General features: G+C 72.7%; 17 protein-coding genes and 1 tRNA gene. 8 read left to right on the top strand and 10 right to left on the bottom strand.

What is annotated here, in order from left to right:
* Positions 1–52: 52 nt before the first annotated feature.
* The gene (locus ACFPL3_RS10750; protein WP_343944746.1) at positions 53–718 is read right to left on the bottom strand and encodes a GntR family transcriptional regulator; all 666 of its coding nucleotides are present in this window, start codon (positions 716–718) and stop codon (positions 53–55) included.
* Between the two features lie 118 nt (positions 719–836).
* On the opposite strand from ACFPL3_RS10750, the gene ACFPL3_RS10745 reads away from it, so the two are divergent.
* From ACFPL3_RS10745 to ACFPL3_RS10725, 5 genes are all read left to right on the top strand, one after another.
* Positions 837–1736: a fumarylacetoacetate hydrolase family protein gene (locus tag ACFPL3_RS10745; RefSeq protein WP_343944747.1), complete on the top strand. Its 900-nt coding sequence runs from the start codon at positions 837–839 to the stop codon at positions 1734–1736.
* Positions 1688–3205: an aldehyde dehydrogenase (NADP(+)) gene (locus tag ACFPL3_RS10740; RefSeq protein ID WP_379588848.1), complete on the top strand. Its 1518-nt coding sequence runs from the start codon at positions 1688–1690 to the stop codon at positions 3203–3205. Before ACFPL3_RS10745 ends, ACFPL3_RS10740 begins: the two co-directional genes overlap by 49 nt.
* Positions 3206–3574: 369 nt before the next feature.
* A complete protein-coding gene (locus tag ACFPL3_RS10735; RefSeq protein WP_343944472.1) occupies positions 3575–5248 on the top strand; it encodes an FAD-dependent oxidoreductase in 1674 nt (557 codons plus the stop codon).
* Positions 5245–6705, top strand: coding sequence for an ATP-binding protein (locus ACFPL3_RS10730; RefSeq protein WP_343944473.1), 1461 nt, complete (start codon positions 5245–5247; stop codon positions 6703–6705). The genes ACFPL3_RS10735 and ACFPL3_RS10730 overlap by 4 nt, the downstream gene beginning before the upstream one ends.
* Positions 6702–7118, top strand: coding sequence for an OsmC family protein (locus ACFPL3_RS10725; protein ID WP_343944474.1), 417 nt, complete (start codon positions 6702–6704; stop codon positions 7116–7118). Before ACFPL3_RS10730 ends, ACFPL3_RS10725 begins: the two co-directional genes overlap by 4 nt.
* Positions 7119–7268: 150 nt before the next feature.
* On the opposite strand, the gene ACFPL3_RS10720 is transcribed toward ACFPL3_RS10725, so the two are convergent.
* The 5 genes from ACFPL3_RS10720 to ACFPL3_RS10700 all read right to left on the bottom strand — a co-directional run bounded on the left by ACFPL3_RS10720 (position 7269) and on the right by ACFPL3_RS10700 (position 12935).
* On the bottom strand, positions 7269–7901 hold the full coding sequence (locus ACFPL3_RS10720; RefSeq protein ID WP_343944475.1) for an FMN-binding negative transcriptional regulator: 633 nt from the start codon (positions 7899–7901) through the stop codon (positions 7269–7271).
* Positions 7902–7970: 69 nt separating this feature from the next.
* Positions 7971–9101 (bottom strand): galactokinase, encoded by a 1131-nt coding sequence (galK, locus tag ACFPL3_RS10715; protein WP_343944476.1) that lies wholly within the window; start codon positions 9099–9101, stop codon positions 7971–7973.
* Positions 9098–10195, bottom strand: a complete 1098-nt coding sequence (galT, locus tag ACFPL3_RS10710) for a galactose-1-phosphate uridylyltransferase (RefSeq protein ID WP_343944477.1) — start codon at positions 10193–10195, stop codon at positions 9098–9100. Before galT ends, galK begins: the two co-directional genes overlap by 4 nt.
* Positions 10192–10959, bottom strand: coding sequence for a DeoR/GlpR family DNA-binding transcription regulator (locus ACFPL3_RS10705; RefSeq protein ID WP_343944478.1), 768 nt, complete (start codon positions 10957–10959; stop codon positions 10192–10194). Before ACFPL3_RS10705 ends, galT begins: the two co-directional genes overlap by 4 nt.
* The gene (locus tag ACFPL3_RS10700; RefSeq protein ID WP_343944479.1) at positions 10959–12935 is read right to left on the bottom strand and encodes a beta-galactosidase; all 1977 of its coding nucleotides are present in this window, start codon (positions 12933–12935) and stop codon (positions 10959–10961) included. Before ACFPL3_RS10700 ends, ACFPL3_RS10705 begins: the two co-directional genes overlap by 1 nt.
* Before the next feature lie 206 nt (positions 12936–13141).
* Between ACFPL3_RS10700 and ACFPL3_RS10695 the strand changes: the two genes are divergently transcribed.
* Together ACFPL3_RS10695 and ACFPL3_RS10690 are read left to right on the top strand one after the other, a co-directional pair.
* Entirely contained in the window at positions 13142–13369 is a 228-nt protein-coding gene (locus tag ACFPL3_RS10695) for a hypothetical protein (protein WP_343944480.1), read from the top strand.
* Positions 13370–13410: 41 nt separating this feature from the next.
* A tRNA-Asn gene (locus ACFPL3_RS10690) sits at positions 13411–13483 on the top strand.
* A gap of 198 nt (positions 13484–13681) precedes the next feature.
* Here the strand turns inward: ACFPL3_RS10690 and ACFPL3_RS10685 are convergent.
* Positions 13682–15073 (bottom strand): amidase, encoded by a 1392-nt coding sequence (locus ACFPL3_RS10685; protein ID WP_343944481.1) that lies wholly within the window; start codon positions 15071–15073, stop codon positions 13682–13684.
* A 285-nt stretch (positions 15074–15358) separates the two neighbouring features.
* On the opposite strand from ACFPL3_RS10685, the gene ACFPL3_RS10680 reads away from it, so the two are divergent.
* Complete coding sequence (locus ACFPL3_RS10680; protein WP_343944482.1) at positions 15359–15814, top strand: NUDIX domain-containing protein; 456 nt, start codon at positions 15359–15361, stop codon at positions 15812–15814.
* Between the two features lie 287 nt (positions 15815–16101).
* Here ACFPL3_RS10680 and ACFPL3_RS10675 read toward each other — a convergent pair whose 3' ends face one another.
* The 3 genes from ACFPL3_RS10675 to ACFPL3_RS10665 form a co-directional block, all read right to left on the bottom strand.
* Positions 16102–17610 (bottom strand): AbgT family transporter, encoded by a 1509-nt coding sequence (locus tag ACFPL3_RS10675; protein WP_343944483.1) that lies wholly within the window; start codon positions 17608–17610, stop codon positions 16102–16104.
* Positions 17611–17696: 86 nt separating this feature from the next.
* Positions 17697–18863, bottom strand: a complete 1167-nt coding sequence (locus ACFPL3_RS10670) for an NAD(P)/FAD-dependent oxidoreductase (RefSeq protein WP_343944484.1) — start codon at positions 18861–18863, stop codon at positions 17697–17699.
* Between the two features lie 35 nt (positions 18864–18898).
* Positions 18899–19609, bottom strand: a complete 711-nt coding sequence (locus ACFPL3_RS10665) for a GntR family transcriptional regulator (protein WP_343944485.1) — start codon at positions 19607–19609, stop codon at positions 18899–18901.
* Positions 19610–19628 lie beyond the last annotated feature (19 nt).

The following is a 19628-nucleotide window of genomic DNA, read 5'->3' as shown; positions in this document are numbered from 1 at the left end:
TCCCTCCGGCGGCCTTCGAGGCCGCACGTCGACGGTGTTCGAGAAGCGGTCGTCATGCCGGGCGGAGCCGCGCGTGCGACTGCTCCAGGTGGGCGCGCATCGCGTCGCCCGCGGCGGCGGGGTCGCGGGCGAGCACCGCGTCGGCCACCCGCCGGTGCTCGGCGAGCGCCTGCGGGCCGATGCCGCGGTCGTAGTACTGGCGGTAGATGTGCAGGTGCCAGTGGGTGCGCTGGAACGCCTCGCGCACCTGGTCGCTGCCGGCGAGCTCGGCGATCAGCTGGTGGAAGCGCGCGTCGTGGGCGGAGAACGCGCGGTAGGCCGCGTACGTGTCGGACTCGGGCGCGTCGGCGGCGCCGAGCTCGGCTTCGAGCCGCGCGAGCCCGTCCGCGTCGGCCCGCTCGGCCGCGGTGGCGGCCGCCCACGGCTCGATGAGCAGCCGGAAGTGGTAGAGGTCGGCGAGCTGGGCGGGCGTGAGCAGCGGGGTGGTGCGGTAGCCGCGCAGCGGCTCCTTGACCACGAGCTGGGCCGACTCCAGCCGGGCGAGCGCCTCGCGCACCGGGGTGGGGGAGACGCCGAGCTCGCGGGCGAGACCGTCGATGGACACGCGCTCGCCGGGCGCGATCGCGTGGTCCATGATCCGCGCCTTGATCGCCTCGTGCACCTGGTCGACGAGGACAGCGCGTCGGGCGGGGCCGTCCGCGGTGGCCGCTGCGTCCATGTCCCTCCGACCTCGCACCGTGCGGGCCCCGGGCGGGCCGACCGACACTGCCCGGAGACCGGAAGATCCTATAGGATTCCCCGGCACGGTGCGGCGGGAGACAGGAGTCGGTGAAGACATGGAGATCGTCCGCTACGTCGAGCAGGGGGCGGCACAGCCGCGGGTCGGGGTGCGCCGGGACGGCAAGATCGCCCCGGTCGGCCACGGCTCGGTCGCCGAGCTCCTGCGCGAACCCCTCGACGGCCTGCGTGCCGCGCTGGAGCCGTCCGGGCCGGAGGTGGACGCCGACACGGTCACCTACCTGCCGCCCGTCGACGGCCGCACCGAGGTGTGGGCCTCCGGCGTCACGTACGAGCGCTCGCGCGAGGGCCGCGTCGAGGAGAGCTCCCAGGCGTCGGTGTACGAGCTGGTCTACGACGCGCAGCGCCCCGAGCTGTTCCTCAAGGCGGTGGCGTGGCGCGTGGTCACCGACGGCGAGCCGGTGGCGGTGCGCGCCGACTCCGAGGTCGACGTCCCCGAGCCGGAGCTCGCGATCGTGGCCAACAGCCGCGGCGAGATCGTCGGCTACACGGTCTGCAACGACATGAGCTCTCGCTCCATCGAGGGTGAGAACCCGCTCTACATCCCGCAGGCGAAGATCTTCAACGGTTGCTGCGCGCTGGCCACGGGTATCCGGCCCGCATGGGAGGTCGACACCTCCGATCTCGCCATCACGATGAAGGTGGTGCGCGACGGGACCGTCGCGTTCGAGGGCGAGACGAGCACCGCCCGCCTGCACCGCACGCTCGAGGAGCTGGTGGAGGTGCTCTACGCCCCCAGCGACTTCCCCGACGGCGCGATCCTGTCCACCGGCACGGGCATCGTGCCGGACCTGGACTTCTCGCTCACGGAAGGCGACCGCGTGGACATCGAGATCGCGCAGGTGGGCACCCTGTCCAACCCCGTCGTACGGGGCCGCGAACCACTGTCATGGCTCGTGGACGCCCTCGCGCGTCCCTCGGCCAGGAGGAAGGGCTAGAAGCAGTGACCGTCACCGACACCACCCACGAGGAGCTCGAGCGCGTCCTCGCCGCCGCCGCGCAGGCCGCCGGTCCGCTGGCCGCGCTGCGGCCCGCCGAGCGCGCCCGGCTGCTGCGCGCCGCCGCCGACGCGCTGGACGCCGCGGCGGGCGAGCTCGTGCCGATCGCGATCGAGGAGTCGTCGCTGCCCGAGGGCCGGCTCACCGGCGAGGTGGCGCGCTCCAGCGGCCAGCTGCGCCTGTTCGCCGACGCGCTCGAGGAGGGCTCCTACCTCGAGGTCATCCTCGACTCCGCCGACGCGAACGCCAAGCCGGTGCCGCGCCCGGACCTGCGCCGGATGCTCGTTCCGCTCGGCCCGGTCGCCGTGTTCGCCGCGAGCAACTTCCCGTTCGCGTTCAGCGTGCCCGGTGGCGACACCGCCTCGGCGCTGGCCGCGGGCTGCCCGGTGGTCGTCAAGGCTCACCCCGGCCACCCGCGGCTCTCGCAGCGCACCGGTGAGGTGCTGGTCGAGGCGCTGCGCGCGGCCGGTGCCCCCGACGGCACGTTCGCGGTCGTGCACGGCATGGAAGCCGGCAGCTCCGTTCTCACCGACCCGCGCATCAAGGCGGGCGCCTTCACCGGGTCGGTGAAGGGCGGGCTCGCGCTGCTGGACATCGCCTCCAAGCGTGAGGAGCCGATCCCGTTCTACGGCGAGCTCGGCAGCCTCAACCCGGTGTTCGTCACGCCCGCGGCGATCGCCGCCCGCGGCGACGAGATCGCCGACGGCTACGTGGGCTCGTTCACGCTGGGCGCCGGGCAGTTCTGCACCAAGCCCGGCCTGCTGTTCCTCCCCGCGGGTCACGGCCTGGAGGAGCGGCTCACCGACGCCGTGCGCGCCACCGCACCCGCGGGCATGCTCAACGAGCGCATCCGCGAGGGCCACGCCCACGAGCGCGACCGGCTGGAGGGCCTCGGCCCGGTGCGCACCCTCGTGCACGGCGCCGAGAGCGCCGCGGGTGTGGCACCCACGCTGCTCGCCACCACGGCCAAGGAGCTCCTCGCCGACCCGGACCCGATCCTGCAGGAGTGCTTCGGGCCCACGTCGATCATCGTCGAGTACGCCGACGCCGACGAGATGCTCGCCGCGGCCGAGGCGTTCGGGGGCAACCTCACCGCCACGATCCACGCCGAGGACTCCGACGCGGCCACGCTGCCGCCCCTGGTCGACGTGCTGCGCGACCGCGCCGGGCGGCTGGTCTACAACGGCTGGCCCACCGGGGTCGCCGTGTCGTGGGCGATGCACCACGGCGGGCCGTTCCCGTCCACCACGGCGTCGATCCACACGAGCGTGGGCACCACGGCGCTGCGCAGGTTCCTGCGCCCGGTCTGCTACCAGAACACGCCGCAGGCCCTGCTGCCCGAGGCCCTGCGCGACGGCAACCCGCTGAACCTGCCGCGGCGCCTGGACGGCGTGCTCACTCCGGCCTGACCCGCGTACGAACGGCACCCTCGTCCGATAGAGCGGTACGAGGGTGCCATTCGTACCGAGGCTGGGGAGGATCCAGCGCCTCCGCGGAACTCTGGCGCATTCCCGGGCGAAATCGACCCGCGAATGCGCCAACTCTCTGATCATGGCCCCAGTAGGGGCCGAGACTGCCTCCCCGGGCGTCGATCAAGGGCAAATGGTCGCTGGATGATCTCTGGGAGCGACCATTTCCCCTTGATCGCCATGAGATCCGCCGTTCGGCCCTGATCGCCGCGCGGGCAGCGGGCGCTCGCAGTCGGCGCGCCACGGCGCTAGGTTCGACGGGGGATTCCGCCCTTCCGCGGTGGAACCGCACGTGCCGCTGGAGCCTGCATGACCACGACCGAGCCGCGCTCGACCAAACCCGTCCTGATGACCGTGGACGACGACCCCGGGGTGAGCCGCGCCGTGGCGCGCGACCTGCGCCGCCGCTACGGGCAGGACCACCGGATCGTCCGCGCCGAGTCCGGCCGCGATGCGCTCGAGGCGCTGCGCGAGCTCACCCTGCGCGGTGAGCCGGTGGCGGCGATCCTCGCCGACTACCGGATGCCGGAGATGAACGGCATCGAGTTCCTCGAGCAGGCCATGGACATCGCGCCGCACGCGCGCCGGGCCCTGCTCACCGCCTACGCCGACACCGACGCGGCGATCCAGGCGATCAACCTGGTCGACGTCGACCACTACCTGCTCAAGCCGTGGGACCCGCCGGAGGAGAAGCTCTACCCCGTCGTCGACGCCCTGGTGGAGACCTGGCGTGCGGTGGGCCAGCGGCCGGTCGACGAGATCCGCGTGGTTGGCCACCGCTGGTCGGCGGAGTGCTTCTCGGCCCGCGACTTCCTCGCCCGCAACTCCGTGCCCTACCGCTACTACTCGGTGGAGGAGCCGGAGGGCGCGCGGCTGCTGGAAGCCGCGGGTGCCGGGCCGGAGGACGTCCCGGTGTTGATCACCCCCGACGGCACCGCGCTGCGCTCGCCCACCGACGCGGAGATCGCCGCGGCGGTCGGGCTCACCACCGAGCCGGCCACGGACTTCTACGACCTGATCGTGGTGGGCGGTGGCCCGGCCGGGCTGGGCGCCGCCGTCTACGGCGCGTCGGAGGGGCTGCGCACGGTGCTCGTCGAGCGCCACGCCACCGGCGGGCAGGCCGGGCAGAGCTCGCGCATCGAGAACTACCTGGGCTTCCCGGACGGCGTGTCCGGGGCGCAGCTCACCGACCGCGCCCGCCGGCAGGCCGCCAAGTTCGGCGCCGAGGTGCTCACCGCCCGCGACGTCGTCGGGCTGGAGGCGCGCGGCTCGGCCCGCGTGGTGCGGTTCGGCGACGGCTCCGAGATCGCCGCGCACGCCGTGGTGCTGGCCACCGGTGTCGCCTACCGCAGCCTCGACGCGCCGGGCGTCGCCGAGCTCACCGGCCGCGGCGTGTTCTACGGCTCGGCGGCCACCGAGGCGCCCGCCTGCCGCGGCGAGGACGTCTACATCGTGGGGGGCGCCAACTCCGCGGGGCAGGCGGCGGTGTTCTTCTCCCGCCACGCCGCCACCGTCACGCTGGTGGTGCGCGGGCCCAACCTCGAGGCGTCGATGTCGACCTACCTGATCAAGCAGATCGAGGGCATCGACAACATCACCGTCCGCACCGGCTGCCAGGTGGTGGAGGCCCACGGCGACGACCACCTGCAGTCGATCTGTCTCCGCGAGGGCGACCGGGTCGACTCGGTCAAGGCCGGCTCGATGTTCGTGTTCATCGGCGCGGCGCCGCGCACCGAGTGGCTCGATGGCTTCGTCCAGCGCGACGAGCGCGGCTTCATCCCCACCGGGCCGGACCTCGTGGTGGAGGGGCGGCGGCCACCGGGCTGGCAGCTGGACCGGGATCCCTATCACCTGGAGGCGAGCGTGCCGGGGGTGTTCGTGGCTGGAGACGTGCGGTCCGATTCCGTGAAGCGGGTCGCGTCCGCGGTCGGGGAGGGCGCGATGGCCGTCACGCTCGTGCACCGCTACCTGGCGGAACAGTGAGCACCGCGGATCAGGTTCGGCTGACGCCGGACGAGCTGCGCACCCTTTTCCTCTTCGCCGAGCTCGAGGACCACCAGGTCGCGTGGCTGGCCGAGCACGGCGACGTCGTGCCCGTCCCGGCGGGGGAGTACGTCGTGCGGGAGGGCGAGCCTGCGCAGTGCTTCTACGTGCTGCTGTCGGGCACGATCTCGATGAGCAAGCTGGTGAGCGGCGACCCCGTCGAGACCACCCGCACCGAGCAGCGCGGCGTGTACTTCGGCGCCACGCAGTTCTACCTCGACAACGTCGCGGAGCAGAACTACGTGGCGTCGGTGCGCGCGATCACCGACTGCTCCGTGCTCGCGCTGCCCGCGCCGGACTTCGCACGGGCCTTCGCCCAGTGGTTCCCGATGGCGGTGCACCTGCTCGAGGGCATGCTGATGGGCCTGCGCCGCAACAACTCGCAGGTGGCCGAGCGGGAGCGGTTGCTGGCGCTGGGCAAGCTGTCCGCCGGGCTCACCCACGAGCTGAACAACCCGGCGGCCGCCGCGGGCCGCGCCGCCGACGCGCTGCGCGACAAGGTGGCCGGCATGCGGGCCAAGCTCGCGATGATCGCCGACGGGAAGATCGCGGGCGACCAGCTCAAGAAGCTGGTGATGGCGCAGGACGAGTTCGTCAAGAAGGTGCGCTACGCGCCCACGCTCTCGCCGATGGAGGCCTCCGACCGTGAGGACGAGCTCGGCGACTGGCTCGACGACCACCGCATCGACGGCGGCTGGGACCTCGCCCCGGTGTTCGTCGCGGGCGGGCTCGGGGTGGAGGACCTGGAGGCCGTGGACGCGGCCGCGGGCGAGACCACGCTCGAGGGCGCGATCCGCTGGCTCGCCTACACCGTGGAGACCGAGAGCCTGCTGCGCGAGATCCTCGACGCCACCACGCGGATCTCGGACCTGGTGCTCGCCGCCAAGCAGTACTCGCAGATGGACCGGGCCCCGCACCGGTTCATCGACGTGCACGAGGGCCTCGACGCCACGCTCGTGATGTTCGGGCGCAAGCTCGCCCCGCCCGAGTCGAACGCCAGCGCGGGCATCCGGATCGTCCGGGAGTACGACCGCACGCTGCCGCTGATCCCCGCCTACCCCGCGGAGCTCAACCAGGTCTGGACCAACATCATCGACAACGCGATCGACGCGATGGGCGGCACCGGCACGCTCACCGTGCGCACCGGTCGCGTCGACGGCGAATGCGTGTTCGTCGAGATCGGCGACACCGGACCGGGCATCCCGCCCGACGTGCGACGGCGCATCTTCGAGCCGTTCTTCACCACGAAACCGGTCGGGCGCGGCACCGGGCTGGGGCTGGACGTCAGCTACCGGGTGATCGTCAACCGGCACCGCGGCGACATCTCCGTCACCTCGGAACCCGGCGACACCCGCTTCCGCGTGGTGCTGCCGGTCACCGAGGAGGCCTCCTCGTGACGATGCAGGTCCCGCTCGCCTCGGCGGACGCCCGGCTGGCGTCCGGCGCCGGCCGGGTCGTCGACCTGAGCCTGGGGCCGCACACGATCGTCGCCGACAGCCCGGCGAGCGGCCCCGGCGCGGGGCCCCGCCCGCTCGAGCTCATGACGGGGGCGCTCGCGGCGTGCAGCGTGATGTCGGCGCGCACCCACCTGGAGCGCGCCGGCGACCCCGGCGACATCGAGGTCGTCGTCACCTTGGACGCCGGCCCGCCGACGCTGCTCTACCGCAGGGTGCTGTTGCCGTTCCGGCTCGACCGCGCCGAGGCCCACCGGCTCCTCGACGCGCTCGAGCGCACCGAGGTCACGATGATGCTCAAGCCGGCCTTCGCCATCCGCACGCAGATCGAGCACGCGGGGGAGCCGCTGGCCTGACGGTGCGGCCTCGATCGATCCGAGATCCGTGTTCGCGTCCCGGTGAGGGCGCTCTCGCGGACGTCGGACCGATCATGTGACGGTGATCGTTCCGACATCCGTCGATGCGCCATCCGCAGGGCGTTCGGGCCGATCTCAGAGGGATCACCATCAGTGGACGGCCGTCGAGCGGGCGGCGCGCACCGCCTCGGCGTTGGCGGCGTCGCCGCGGGCTTCGAGCCCGGCGATCACGCCATCGACGTCGGCCGGCGGGCGGTTCTGGCTCATCTTCACCTTCGCCTCGACGCGGCTGATCACCAGCTCGACGCCGACGATCGCGCGCAGCATGCCGTCGACGAACTTCTCCGGCGCGTCGTCCACCGCCCACGGCGCCGCCTCGCCCGCCTCGTGCAGCTCGGTGAGCTCGCGGACCAGGCCGGCGAGCCACACCGGGTCGTCGTGCACGCGCAGCTCGCCGTAGACGTGTGCGGTGGCGTAGTTCCACGTGGGCACCACGCGCCCGTGCTCGGCCTTGGACGCGTACCAGTTCGGCGTGATGTAGGCGTCCGGCCCGTGCACGATCACCAGCGCCTCGCCGACCGCGGGCCGGCTCCACTGGTCGTTGTTGCGCGCCAGGTGCCCGCGCAGCACCCCGTGCTCACCCTCGTCCGGGTGGTACACGAACGGCAGGAACGTGGCGACCAGCCCGTCGTCGGTCATCGTGACCAGGTCGGCGGAGCGCGGGTGCGACAGCAGCGCCCGGACGGTCGCGTCGTCGGGGGCGAAGGCGGCGGGGATGTACACGCGGCCCAGTGTCCCCCGTGAGTGGATACGAGTGCCCCAGCACTCGTATCCACTCACGGCCCGGACGGGCTACGTGATCCGCTCCGCGCCCGCCGACGGCTCGGTGGCCCGGATGTCCGGCTCGCGGTGTCCTGCCGCCGCGAACGCCGCGCGTACCGCCCCGGCCACGGAGTCGGCGCCGTCGGCGGGCACCAGCGCGATCGCCGAGCCGCCGAACCCGCCGCCGGTCATCCGGGCGCCGAGTGCGCCCGCCGCGCGCGCGGTGGCGCAGGCGAGGTCGAGCTCCGGGCAGGACACCTCGTAGTCGACGGCCAGCGACGTGTGCGAGGCGTCGAGCAGCGGGCCGATCTCGGCGATCCGGCCCGCGTCCAGCAGGGCGACGGTGCGGCGCACCCGGTCGATCTCGGTGACGACGTGCCGGGCCCGGGGGAGCAGGTCGGCGTCGAGTGCGGCGAGGTCGGCCACGGTGGCGTCGCGCAGGCTGGGCCGCCCGAGCGCGCTCGCCGCCTTCTCGACGGACGCGCGGCGGGCGCCGTACTCGTTGTCGGCGTGGCTGTGGCGCACCTTCGTGTCGATGATGAGCAGGGTGAGCCCGACCTCCGCCGGCGCGAACGGCACCTGGCGCGTCGAGTCGTCGTGGGTGTCGAGCAGCAGTGCGTGCCCGGCCGTGCCGAGCAGCGACGCGGCCTGGTCCATCCCGCCGGTCTGCGCGCCGACCACGTCGTTCTCCGCCCGCCGGCACGCGTCGACGAGCTGTTTGCGGCCCTCGGCGGAGCTGCCCAGGCCGAGCCCGTACAGGTCGTCGACGGCAAGGGCCGCCCCGCACTCGAGCGCCGCCGACGACGAGAGGCCCGAGCCCAGCGGCACCGTCTCGGTGACCAGCAGGTCGATCCCACCCACCGCGTAGCCCGCCTCCCGCAGCGCCCACAGCACACCCGCGACGTAGCCCGACCAGCCTTCCGGGCGGCCCGGCCCCACGTCGGCGAGGTCGCCGTCGAAACCGCCCTCCTCGGAGCGGCTGCGCAGCCGCAGCCGGCCGTCCGTGCGCTTCGCGACCTCCACGACCGTGCGCTGCGCGATCGCGAACGGCAGGCACAGGCCGTCGGCGTAGTCGATGTGCTCGCCGATCAGGTTGACGCGGCCGGGCCCGGCCCAGCGGCCGTCCGGCTCCCGCCCGAACAGCTCCCCGAACGTGGTCATGATCCGACCTCCCGCAGCCGCTGCGCGATCCGCTCCGGCAGCGCGTCGTTGATCCAGGCGCCGGCCCCGGACTCCGAACCGGCGAGGTACTTGAGCTTCCCGGGCGCGCGGCGCAGCGAGAACAGCCGCAGGTGCAGCCTGGTGAGGTCGCGGCCGGTGTGGACGGGGGCCTGGTGCCAGCCTGCGATGTAGGGCGGGTGCGGGGCCTCGTCGAAGTACACCTCGAACCGGTGCAGCAGGTCGCGGTACAGGTCGGCCAGCTCGGCGCGTTCCTCCTCCGAGAGGTCGGCGAAGTCGCGGACCGGCCGGTGCGGCACCAGGTGCGCCTCCACCGGCCAGCGCGCCGCGGCGGGCACGAACACCGTGAAGTGCGTGCCCTCGCGCACCACGCGGGTGCCGGCCTTGCGCTCCGCGGCCAGCACGTCGTCGAACAGGTCGTGGCCGGTGCGCTGGCGGTGCTCGGCCGCCCTGTTCAGCAGCTGCGCGGTGCGCGGCGTGACGAACGGGTAGGCGTAGATCTGCCCGTGCGGGTGCTCGAGGGTCACCCCGATCTCCGTGCCGCGGTTCTCGAACGGGAACACCTGCTCCACGCCCGGCATCGCCGACAGCGCGGCCGTGCGGTCGGCCCACGCCTCGATCACGGTGCGCACCCGTTCGACGGGCAGCGCGCCGAACGACGAGTTGTGGTCGCTGGTGAAGCAGACGACCTCGCACCGCCCGATCGCCGGGCGCTGCGGGAACAGCGGATCGCCGTCGACCTCCGCCGCCACGTCGGTGGCGATGTCCTGGGCGAACGACGGGAACCGGTTCTCGAACACCACGACGTCGTAGTCCGGGGCCGGGATCTCCGACGGCGCGCGCCCGGGCCGGGTCGGGCACAGCGGGCAGGCGTCGGCAGGGGGCAGGAACGTGCGGTCCTGGCGGTGCGCCGCGATCGCCACCCACTCGCCGGTGAGCACGTCGTAGCGCATGATCGAGCCGGTCTGGACGGTCGGCAGGTCCCGGGTGTCGGGCGGTGGCACGCGGTCGGGCGTGACGTCGTCGAAGTAGATCAGCTCCCGCCCGTCGGCCATGCGGGCCGTGGTTCGGTTCATGCCGCCAGCACCAGCCGTCCGCAGCTCTGCTGAAGGACCTGGCGGGCCTCCGGTTCGAGGCCGTCGTCGCTGACGACGACGTCGACCTCGTCGAGGCCCGCGATCGTGCTCAACCCCACTACTCCCCATTTCGAGTTGTCGGCCACCACGGCCACCTGCCGCGCGCTGTCGTAGAGCGCCCGGTTCGTCTCGGCCTCCGCCAGGTTCGGGCTCGTGAAGCCGGCCTCGGCGTCCATTCCGTGCACCCCCATCAACAGCCAGTCGACGTGCAGCCCGCGCAGGGCCGCCACCGCGACCGGGCCGACCAGTGCGTCCGACGGCGTCCGCTCACCGCCGGTGAGCACCACCGTGAGGTCGGGCCGCGCCGCCGCGTGCAGCACCTCGGCCACCCGCAGCGAGTTCGTCACCACCGTGAGCCGCGGGATGCCGAGCAGCACGGACGCGACCGCGTGCGTCGTGGTGCCCGCGGACAGCGCCACCGACGCGCCCGGCTCCACGAGCGCGGCCGCCGCCTCGGCGATCGCTTGCTTGGCCGCGGTGTTCAGCGCCGACTTGGCCGCGAAGCCCGGTTCCTCCACGCTGCTGCCCGCCGCCGTGGCGCCGCCGTGCACGCGGGTGACCAGCCCGCGGCGGGCGAGGTCCTCGATGTCGCGGCGCACCGTCATGTCCGAGACGCCCAGCCTGCCGACCAGTTCCGACACCCGCACGCCGCCGCTGGTGCGCACGGCATCCAGGATCAGGTCCTGGCGCTGGCGGGGCAGCATCAGCCCTCGTCCGCCCGTACCACCGCCGCGGCGCGGGCGGCCACGCGCACCTCGCCCTCGACGCGGTCGCCGGTGAGCAGGTCGACGCCGTTCGCGGGCACGGTGGCTGCCAGGTCACCGCGGTTGAGCACGAACAGGTACCGGCCGCGGCGCACGACCTCGCACCCCGGCTGCGGCTCCTCCAGCCGTTCGACGCCCGCCTCCCGCGCGAGCCGGTCGGCCAGTGCCGCCGTCGCGTCGTCGTCCAGCCACGTCGCCAGGTACCAGGCCGCGCCCTCGCCGACGGCCCGGCGGGTGAGCGCGGGCGTGCCGGGCAACGGCCCGTCCACGTAGCTGGCGACGACCTCGGCGTCGCGCGCCTCGAGGAGCTCGGTCCAGACGTCGGCCGTGCTGCCGTCGTCGAGCGCGACGGTGGCCCCGGGCAGGAGCGGCGCGAACTCCTCCGTGCGCACCCCGAGCAGCTCCCGGAACGCGCCCGGGTAGCCGCCGAGGCGCACGTGGTCGTGCTCGTCGACGATGCCCGAGAAGTACGTGACGAGCACGTGGCCGCCGCCCTCCGCGTACGCCTGCAGGGCCGCGGCCGACTCGTCGCTGCACAGGTACAGCGTGGGGACGATCACCAGCTTGTAGCCCGACAGGTCGGCCGAGGGGTGCACGACGTCGGCGGTGGCGCCGAGCTCGGTGACGGCGCGGTGCCAGCGCAGCGCGGCGTCCATGTAGCGGACCTGGCAGCTGGGGTGCGAGTGCAGGTCGCAGGCCCACCACGCCTCCCAGTCGACGAGCAGCGCGACGTCCGCCTCGACCCGGCTCCCGGCCACCTCGCCGAGCCTCCCCAGCGCGGCACCGAGCTCCACGACCTCGCGGAAGCGCGCCGAGTCCGGGCCGGCGTGCGGCACCAATGCGGAGTGGAACTTCTCCGCGCCCGCCTTCGACGCCCGCCACTGGAAGAACCCGACGGTGTCGGCGCCGCGGGCGACGTGGCGCAGCGAGTCCAGCAGCAGCTCACCGGGCTTCTTCGCCGGGTTCACCGGCTGCCAGTTCACCGCGCTCGTGGCCGACTCCATGAGCATCCACGGCTCGCCGCCCGCGACCCCGCGGGTGAGGTCGTCGCTGAACGCCTGCTCCGCGCGCGGGCGCGGCAGGCGGGTGTCGATGTAGTGGTCCTGCGAGACGACGTCGAGCTGCGGTGCCCAGCGGAAGTAGTCGGTGCCCGCCTGCCGCGGGTTGACCATCAGGTTCGTGGTGACCGGTACGTCCGGCGACAGCGACCGCAGCACGTCGCGCTCGGCCCGGTAGTACTCGAGCAGCGCATCGGACGAGAAGCGGGAGAAGTCCAGCTCGTGGCCCGGGTTGGTGAACGTCGGCGTGCGCCGCGGCGGCAGGATCTCGTCGAACGACGAGTAGCGCTGCGACCAGAACGCCGTACCCCAGGCCTCGTTCAGCTTCTCGATCGAGCCGTACCGGCCCACCAGCCAGCGCCGGAAGGCGGCGGCGCTCACGTCGCAGTAGCACCGCACGATGTGGCAGCCCAGCTCGTTGCTGACGTGCCACAGCTTCACGGCCGGGTGGTTGCCGTAGCGGCGGGCCAGCTCCCCCACCAGCTGCAACGCGTGGTCCCGGAACACCGGCGAGCTGGGGCACCAGGACTGGCGGCTGCCCTGCCACAGCGTGCGTCCGTCGGCGTCGACCGGAAGCACCTCGGGGTGGCGCATGGTGAGCCACGGCGGCGGCGAGGCCGTGGCCGTGGCCAGGTCCACCGCGATGTCGTTCTCGTGCAGCAGCCCCAGGACCTCGTCGAACCAGTCGAACGTGTACTCGTCGGGTGCCGGCTCGAGCATCGCCCACGAGAACACCCCGAGCGTCACGAACCCGACGCCCGCCTCCTTCATCAAGGCCACGTCCTCGCGCCACACCGAGGGGTCCCACTGCTCGGGGTTGTAGTCGCAGCCCATCGCGATGCCGGGGAAGGGGAGCACGTCGTCCTCTCGTCAAGTGCCTCGCACACGAAACAACACTTCCGAACAGAAACCCAAGTGACCCTGGTGTGACGCTCGGCATGTGTCAAGCGACCGGACGCGCCCCGGCCGCAGCGCCGAACGTACCCATCGGCGATCCGCCGGTTCCGCCGCTCCCACACCGGGCACCATGGACCCACGGGGGACGCACGAACCGGGGAGACGAGATGTGGAAGTTCCTGCTGGGCGCCGCCGTCGGGTACGTGCTCGGCGCCCGTGCCGGCCACGAACGCTACGAGCAGCTGCGCCGCACCTACCAGCGCGTCGCCGACCACCCCGCCGTCCAGGGCGCCGCCGGCGTCGTCCGCGCCCGCGTCGACGAAGCCGTCAACGGCCACAGGCACGCCGACGCCGCAGGGGAGGGCGCCCGCAGACGGGCCGGAGCCGTGCGCTAGGGTTCTTCCTGCCAGCGGGGCCCCGCCCCGCACCCGTACGGTCCTCCGTAGCTCAATTGGCAGAGCATGCGACTGTTAATCGCAGGGTTGTTGGTTCGAGTCCAACCGGAGGAGCATCACCGCAGGTCAGCCGCCTGACCGGGACTCCGAGTCAAGATCATCCCTCGGTTTACCCCCAGGTCCGGGCGACCTTCCGACCGAAGTCGGGCCACCGCGATCACGTCGCGGCGGAACTCTTTCGGGAACGGCTTGGGCACGATCACGATCCTTCCAGCGCCGACAGAGCCAAGATCACGATCTACAGCTGCAGCACTAGGTCCTCTGCGGGCCGCCGGCCGGTTGGAGGGTCGGGCGCCGGCCCCGGACCGGGCTGACCGCCTCGAGGCGTTCGGCCACGGCCAGCAGCTCGGCGTCGGCCCACCACCGGGCCACCAGCTGGACGCCGATCGGCAGGCCATCGGTGGTGGACCCGAACGGCAGGCACACCGCGGGCAGGCCGGCCAGGTTGAACGGCACCGTGGCCCGCATGACCTGCCGGGCCGCGATCTCGACGCCGTCGACGTGCAGGCTCGGGCGGGCGTGCGGCGGCGCCGGGAACGTCACGACCGGGCAGACGAGCAGGTCGTGGTCCTGGAACCAGCCCGCGAACGCCGACCGCAGCCGTTCCACCGCGCGCTCGGCGGCGAGGAGGTCGTCGATCGGCACGGTGGGGGCCTGCAGCGTCCGGGTGATCACCGGGTGCAGGTCCGCTTCCCGTCCCGCCGTCAGGTCGCGGAAGTAGGGCGCCACCTCCGCGGTGTACAGCGCCTGCGACACCAGTGTGAAGTCGTGCTCCAGTTCGTCCACAGCGGTGGGGGACACGTCGAAGCCGAGGTCGGCGACGGCGTCGGCGGCCGCGGCCACCGTGGCCGCGACCTGCGGGTCGACCGGACCGAACGTCGCTGCGGTCCACCCGACGCGGGTGATCCGCCGGGTCCGCGGGTCGGGTGCGGCGACGGCGTAGGGGTCGTGGCCGTCCGGTCCCTCCGTGAGCGCCAGCGCCAGCCGCAGGTCGCGGACGCTGCGCGCCATCGGTCCGACGTGCCACCACCGGCGCAGTGCGGCTGGGAAGTGCCCGGTGTACGGGATCCGGCCGTGCGTGGGCTTGATCGAGCAGATGCCGGTGTCGTGGGCCGGCCCGCGCACCGAGATGGCCACGTCGCTGCCCAGGCCGAGCGGGGACATACCGGCGGCGATGGCCGCGGACTCGCCGCCGCTGGACCCGCCGGGCGTGCGGTCCGGGTCGTACGGGTTGACCGTCCTGCCGGCGACGCGGTTGTCGGTCTCGGTCCAGTACGACATCTCCGGCAGGTTGGTCTTGCCCAGCAGGACGGCACCGGCCCCGCGCAGCCGGGCCACCGCGGTGGCGTCGGTGGCCGGGACGCGGTCGGCGAACAGCAGCGACCCGCGGGTGGTGCGCGCCCCGGCGGTGTCGAACGAGTCCTTCACCGTGAACGGCACCCCGCTCAGCGGCCCGGGCCGCGGCCGGGCGGCCTCGGCGAGCGCCCGGTCAGCCAGCACCGTGACGAACGCGTTGACCTGCGCGCCGATCGTGTCGATCCGGTCGAGGTGGGCCTGCACGACCTCGGTCGCGGTGACCTCGCCGGCCGCCACCAGGCGGGCCAGCTCGGTGGCATCGCACCACACCAGGTCCATGACGTCCATGGTCATCAAGGTAAACCGCGCAGGCGGGGCAGGGCGTTGCCACAAGCAGCTGATCTGAGTAGGTGGAGAAGAGGCGGAGGGAAGGGTGATGCCCTCGCCGGGCGGGCAGGTCCATGGGGCTACGCCAGGCCGACGAGATGCCACGAGGCACAGCCGTGGCGGTGCGGAGCATTCACAGAGCGCGACCCACGACGGGGCCGACACGCAGAAACGCGGGAAGGAGCATCACCTCAGGTCAGCGGCCCGTGAAGATCGCAGTGTTTGATCGACTCGTAGTCCGGCGGCATGGACCCGCGCCGCGACATCGTCCCGACGCACTCGGTGGCCGTCGCCGGGGTCGTGGTCCGCGACGGCGGCCGCGTCCTCGTGGTGCAGCGGCGCGACAACGGCCGGTGGGAGGCGCCCGGGGGAGTGCTCGAGCTCGGCGAGACGTTCGAGGAGGGCGTCCGCCTCCCCAACGCCAGCATGGTGGCTTTACTGGCGCAATGTGCCAGTAAAGCCACCATGCTGGCATTTGGCTTCCTGGCGGCGCCGCGGGCAGTCCAGGGCCCCCTTGGCGCGCGGCGCCACCAGGAGGCTGACTCCCTACGAAGCGGCGGCTCAAGGCCGGGGCCTCCGCGCCGCTCAGGGCCAAACGGCGGATCTCACGGCGATCAAGGGCAAATGGTCGCTCCCAGAGATCATCTAGCCCTTGATCGACGAGACCAGACGACACAATTTCGGCCCCCCACGGGCCCATGATCAGAGAGTTGGCGCATTCCCGGGCGAAATCGACCCGGGAATGCGCCAAAGCCCTGATCATGCCCGCGGAACCGGCCGGAGGTGACGCCGCGCGCCAAGAGGGCAGGCCCTGGCCTGCCTGCGATTCGCCCGGGAGGGGTCGCAGAGGCTCACGGGTCAAGGGTCCGCGCAGCGACCCCGAAGGCGCCCTTGAGGCGTGAGGAGCGGCCCCGCACGATGCGCGGCGCCGCCGGAGGCCTGCAGGATCGCCTGGACATCCGCCCGCCGGACTGCGGATACCCCGGGCATCACGGGATGTGCACCCCGGGACCCAGGGGGATGCCGAGGCTGTACCAGATCGCGAAGAACGTGGCCCACGAGATCAGGATGGCGAACGAGATCGGCACCGTGAACGACATCAGGGTGCCGATGCCGGCGTTCTTCCGGTACTGCTGGACGAACCCGAGGGCGAGGACGAAGTAGGGGCTCATCGGCGTGACGGCGTTGGTGACGGAGTCGCCGATCATGAAGGCCGCCATCGCCGCCTCGGGCGGGAGCTGGATGTACATCATCATCGGCACGACGACCGGGGCGAGGATCGCCCACTGCGCCGATCCGCTGGTGATGACCATGTTGAGCAGGCTGATCGACAGGATGATGACGAGCAGCACGACGAGGTGCGGGGCGTTCAGGGAATTGAGGGCGTCGGCGCCGTGGACGGTGAGGACCGAGGCGATCCCCGTCCACTCGAAGTAGGCCAGGAACTGGGACACCGCGAAGAAGAGGACGATGACCGGGGCGAGCTTGCCCACGCCGTCCGACATGATCCCGGGGACGACGGACAGCCCGGTGATGGTGCCCACGGACCTGCCGTACACGATGCCGATCATCGCGAACAGCAGCGCGATGAAGACGCTGATGTTCTTGATGACGACGGACTGCACGACGCTGCCGTTCTCGCCGAGCAGGGGTGAGTCGGGCACCAGCAGGAGCGCGACGACGACCAGCGTGAAGCCGGCGACGACGGCGGCCACGCGGATCAGCGCCCGCTTCTCCGGACCGGTCAGATGCACCCGGTCGTCCGGGGCTCCTACGGCGTCGCTCGTCGCCACGACGAGGTCGGGCCGCTTCGCGAGCACGAGCTCCACCACGGCGGTGATGACCCCGGCGAGCAGCAGCGAGGACGCGCCGAAGAAGAAGTAGGTCGCGAGGGGGGAGACCACGTAGGTGGGGTCGACTGCCTGCGCGGCCTGGGTGGTGAGGGCGGCGCGGATCGCGTCGCCGGGGGTGACCAGCGGGCTCGCGTTGAACCCGGCCGAGACGGACACGTAGGCGACCATGATCCCGAGGACGGGGCTGCGGCCCGCCGCGCGGAAGGCGAGTGCGCCGAGGGGGATCATCACCAGGTAGGCGGAGTCGCTCATGATGTGCGCGACCATGCCGCTGAAGGCGATCGAGAACGTGACCCAGCGGCCGGGGAATCGGATGACGGTCAGCCGGAGCAGGGCTTCGAGCAGCCCGCTCCGCTCGGCCACGCTCACGCCCAGCAGCATGACCACGATGACGGCGAGCGGTTTGAACTCCGCGAAGTTCTCCAGCGCGGACTGCGCGGCGAACGCGATCCCGTCGATGGAGAGCAGGTTCTGGACCGCGACGACCTCGCCGGACTTCGGCAGGGTGACCGAGACGCCGAACAGGGACAGCGCGAGGCTGACGACGCCCAGGCCTGCGGCGAGGATCCAGAACAACCAGAACGGGTGCGGGAGCTTGTTGCCGACGCGTTCGATCGCGCCGATGACCCGGAGGAGGCCGGTCATGTGAGGGGTGCGTGCGACGGTGCTACGTGCCTCGGTCATTTCCGCGGGAGCCTTCTGTGAGGAGCGGCGGTGATCGAACGGATCGGCTATTGCTCGCCCAAGGTGGCCGGGCGAACCGGGACGGGGATCTCGGAGCGCTCCAGCCCGGCGAACCGACTGGGCCGGAACGCGGCGAGGAGGTCCTCGGAAGCGTCGGTGGTGATCTCGGAGGCGACCAGGCGCCCGAGGAGCGGCGCGAGGGTGATCCCGCCGTGGGAGACCACGCAGTAGACCCGCGAGTCCGGCGAGACGTACCCCGCGATCGTGTTCCCGTCGGCCGGGAGCGACCGCAGCCCGACGCGCAGGTCGATCTCCGGGGCGGGATCCGCGGGCTGCAGCAGGCGGGCGAGCCGGTCGCCGAGGGCGCGCGCGAGCTCGCCACCGGGGTCCGGCGGGCTCGCGGGGTCGACCTGCGGGTTGAGGTCCAGGGCCTGCAGGACCGTGGGCCGCCCGGCGCCCGGCCGCAGGTTCAGTCCGGGCGTGTGGATCACGCAGCGCAGGTCGATCCGGGGGGAGCGGACGTAGCCGAGGAGGCCGATGATCGGGGAGCCGGGACCGGTGTCGGTGATCATGGGGACGTCGAACCCGGAGCCCGCCGCGAGCCGGTCCGTCCAGCGCCCCGAGGCCAGGACGACGCGGTCCGCCGTGCACGTGCGCCCGTCGGTGAGCGTCACCGAGGCCTGCGCGGGCCCGTCGGCGAACGACGCGACCTCCGCGATCTCGACCACCGCTGCGTGCCGCACGGCATCGGCCAGCAGGTTCTCCACGAGGCGGTCCGGGCGCACGTACCCCTCGGTGGGGAAGTGCGCGATCGCGGTGGCGGACGCCGGGATCCGGATGTCCCCCGCGATCCGGCCGGCTTCGTCGCGGTCGACCCAGCGTGCCGGGTAGCCCGCGTCCTGCAGCCGCTCCACGTTCCTGACCAGCCCGGACCTGGTGGCGTCGTCGGCCCACTGCAGGCCGCCGCTGGGGAAGTAGGCGGGCTCCCCGGGCAGCTCCCGGGCGAGGACGCCGTGCTCGTCCATCCCGGCGAGGTTGATCCGGTAGTAGTTCGGGTCGAGCTTGCGGTTCGCGTTGGTCCACGCGAACGACGTCGACGTCGTCCCCGCCCCCACGCCCCGGCGGTCCAGGACCACGACCTTCTGGCCGGCGAGTGCGAGCGACCGCGCCACGCTCGCCCCGATCACCCCGGCGCCCACGACGATGACCTTCATGCGAGTTGGTGTTCCTTCCATCGGGACGGGGCGGCCTACTCCGACGAGCCGGGGAGTTCGACGAAGAACTCCGCGGTGCCGGGCCGGATGAGCGCGGTGACGACCTCGATCGCGTGCCCCTCGGGCGCGAGCAACTCGCGTCGCCTGCGCAGCGTGGGAGTGCCTGCGGAGCTGCGCAGGAGCTCCGCGTCGTCCTCGTCGAGCACCACGGGGTCCAGGTAGATCCGGATCCGGTCGATCGTGACGCCGCGGTCGCGCAGGTGGCGCAGCGAGACCAGCTCCGCCAGGTCCTCGTTCAGGAGATCGGGCGCGGCGGAGAACAGCACGACGTGGCGCTCGACGGTGCGCGGGTTGTCGTGCAGGTCCAGCTTGCGGCGCACCAGTTCCACGACAGCCGTGTCGTCCTCGGCTCCGCGCAGCGGCAGCACCGCGTCGGCGGCCCGGACGATCCGCGAGGAGATGACCTCGTGCCGGCCGGGGACCCCCTTCTCGTGCGTTGTGGGTGCCGCGTAGCTGAGCAGGTTGATCTGCTGCCGCACGTCCGCCACGAACGTGCCCCGGCGCCGGTGGCGGATGGCGAGGCCCGCGTCGGCGAGGTCGTTGAGGACGCGCTGTGCGGTGGCGCGGCTGACGCCGTACCGGTCGCGCAGCTCCATCTCCGTCGGCAGCCGGGCGCCGGGGGGCAGTGCTCCGGAGTGGATCTGGTCCTCGAGCTCTCTCCGGATCTGCTCGTGCAGCGGCGGCATGTTTTGACCGTACAAAACT

The sequence above is a fragment of the Pseudonocardia zijingensis genome (genome assembly GCF_042657305.1).
GTDB lineage: Bacteria > Actinomycetota > Actinomycetes > Mycobacteriales > Pseudonocardiaceae > Pseudonocardia > Pseudonocardia zijingensis.
Note: the sequence above shows the minus strand (reverse complement) of the source record. Positions and strands in the feature narration are given on the sequence as shown.

What these genes read in the sequence shown, in the direction of transcription:
- ACFPL3_RS10670 (WP_343944484.1), bottom strand. Translation starts at nt 18,863, where the DNA reads ATGAAGGTCATCGTCGTGGGCGCCGGGGTGATCGGGGCGAGCGTGGCG.
- ACFPL3_RS10735 (WP_343944472.1), top strand. Translation starts at nt 3,575, where the DNA reads ATGACCACGACCGAGCCGCGCTCGACCAAACCCGTCCTGATGACCGTG.
- ACFPL3_RS10675 (WP_343944483.1), bottom strand. Translation starts at nt 17,610, where the DNA reads ATGACCGGCCTCCTCCGGGTCATCGGCGCGATCGAACGCGTCGGCAAC.
- galT (WP_343944477.1), bottom strand. Translation starts at nt 10,195, where the DNA reads ATGAACCGAACCACGGCCCGCATGGCCGACGGGCGGGAGCTGATCTAC.
- ACFPL3_RS10665 (WP_343944485.1), bottom strand. Translation starts at nt 19,609, where the DNA reads ATGCCGCCGCTGCACGAGCAGATCCGGAGAGAGCTCGAGGACCAGATC.
- ACFPL3_RS10740 (WP_379588848.1), top strand. Translation starts at nt 1,688, where the DNA reads ATGGCTCGTGGACGCCCTCGCGCGTCCCTCGGCCAGGAGGAAGGGCTA.
- ACFPL3_RS10685 (WP_343944481.1), bottom strand. Translation starts at nt 15,073, where the DNA reads ATGGACGTCATGGACCTGGTGTGGTGCGATGCCACCGAGCTGGCCCGC.
- ACFPL3_RS10680 (WP_343944482.1), top strand. Translation starts at nt 15,359, where the DNA reads ATGGACCCGCGCCGCGACATCGTCCCGACGCACTCGGTGGCCGTCGCC.
- galK (WP_343944476.1), bottom strand. Translation starts at nt 9,101, where the DNA reads ATGACCACGTTCGGGGAGCTGTTCGGGCGGGAGCCGGACGGCCGCTGG.
- ACFPL3_RS10745 (WP_343944747.1), top strand. Translation starts at nt 837, where the DNA reads ATGGAGATCGTCCGCTACGTCGAGCAGGGGGCGGCACAGCCGCGGGTC.
- ACFPL3_RS10705 (WP_343944478.1), bottom strand. Translation starts at nt 10,959, where the DNA reads ATGCTGCCCCGCCAGCGCCAGGACCTGATCCTGGATGCCGTGCGCACC.
- ACFPL3_RS10750 (WP_343944746.1), bottom strand. Translation starts at nt 718, where the DNA reads ATGGACGCAGCGGCCACCGCGGACGGCCCCGCCCGACGCGCTGTCCTC.
- ACFPL3_RS10695 (WP_343944480.1), top strand. Translation starts at nt 13,142, where the DNA reads ATGTGGAAGTTCCTGCTGGGCGCCGCCGTCGGGTACGTGCTCGGCGCC.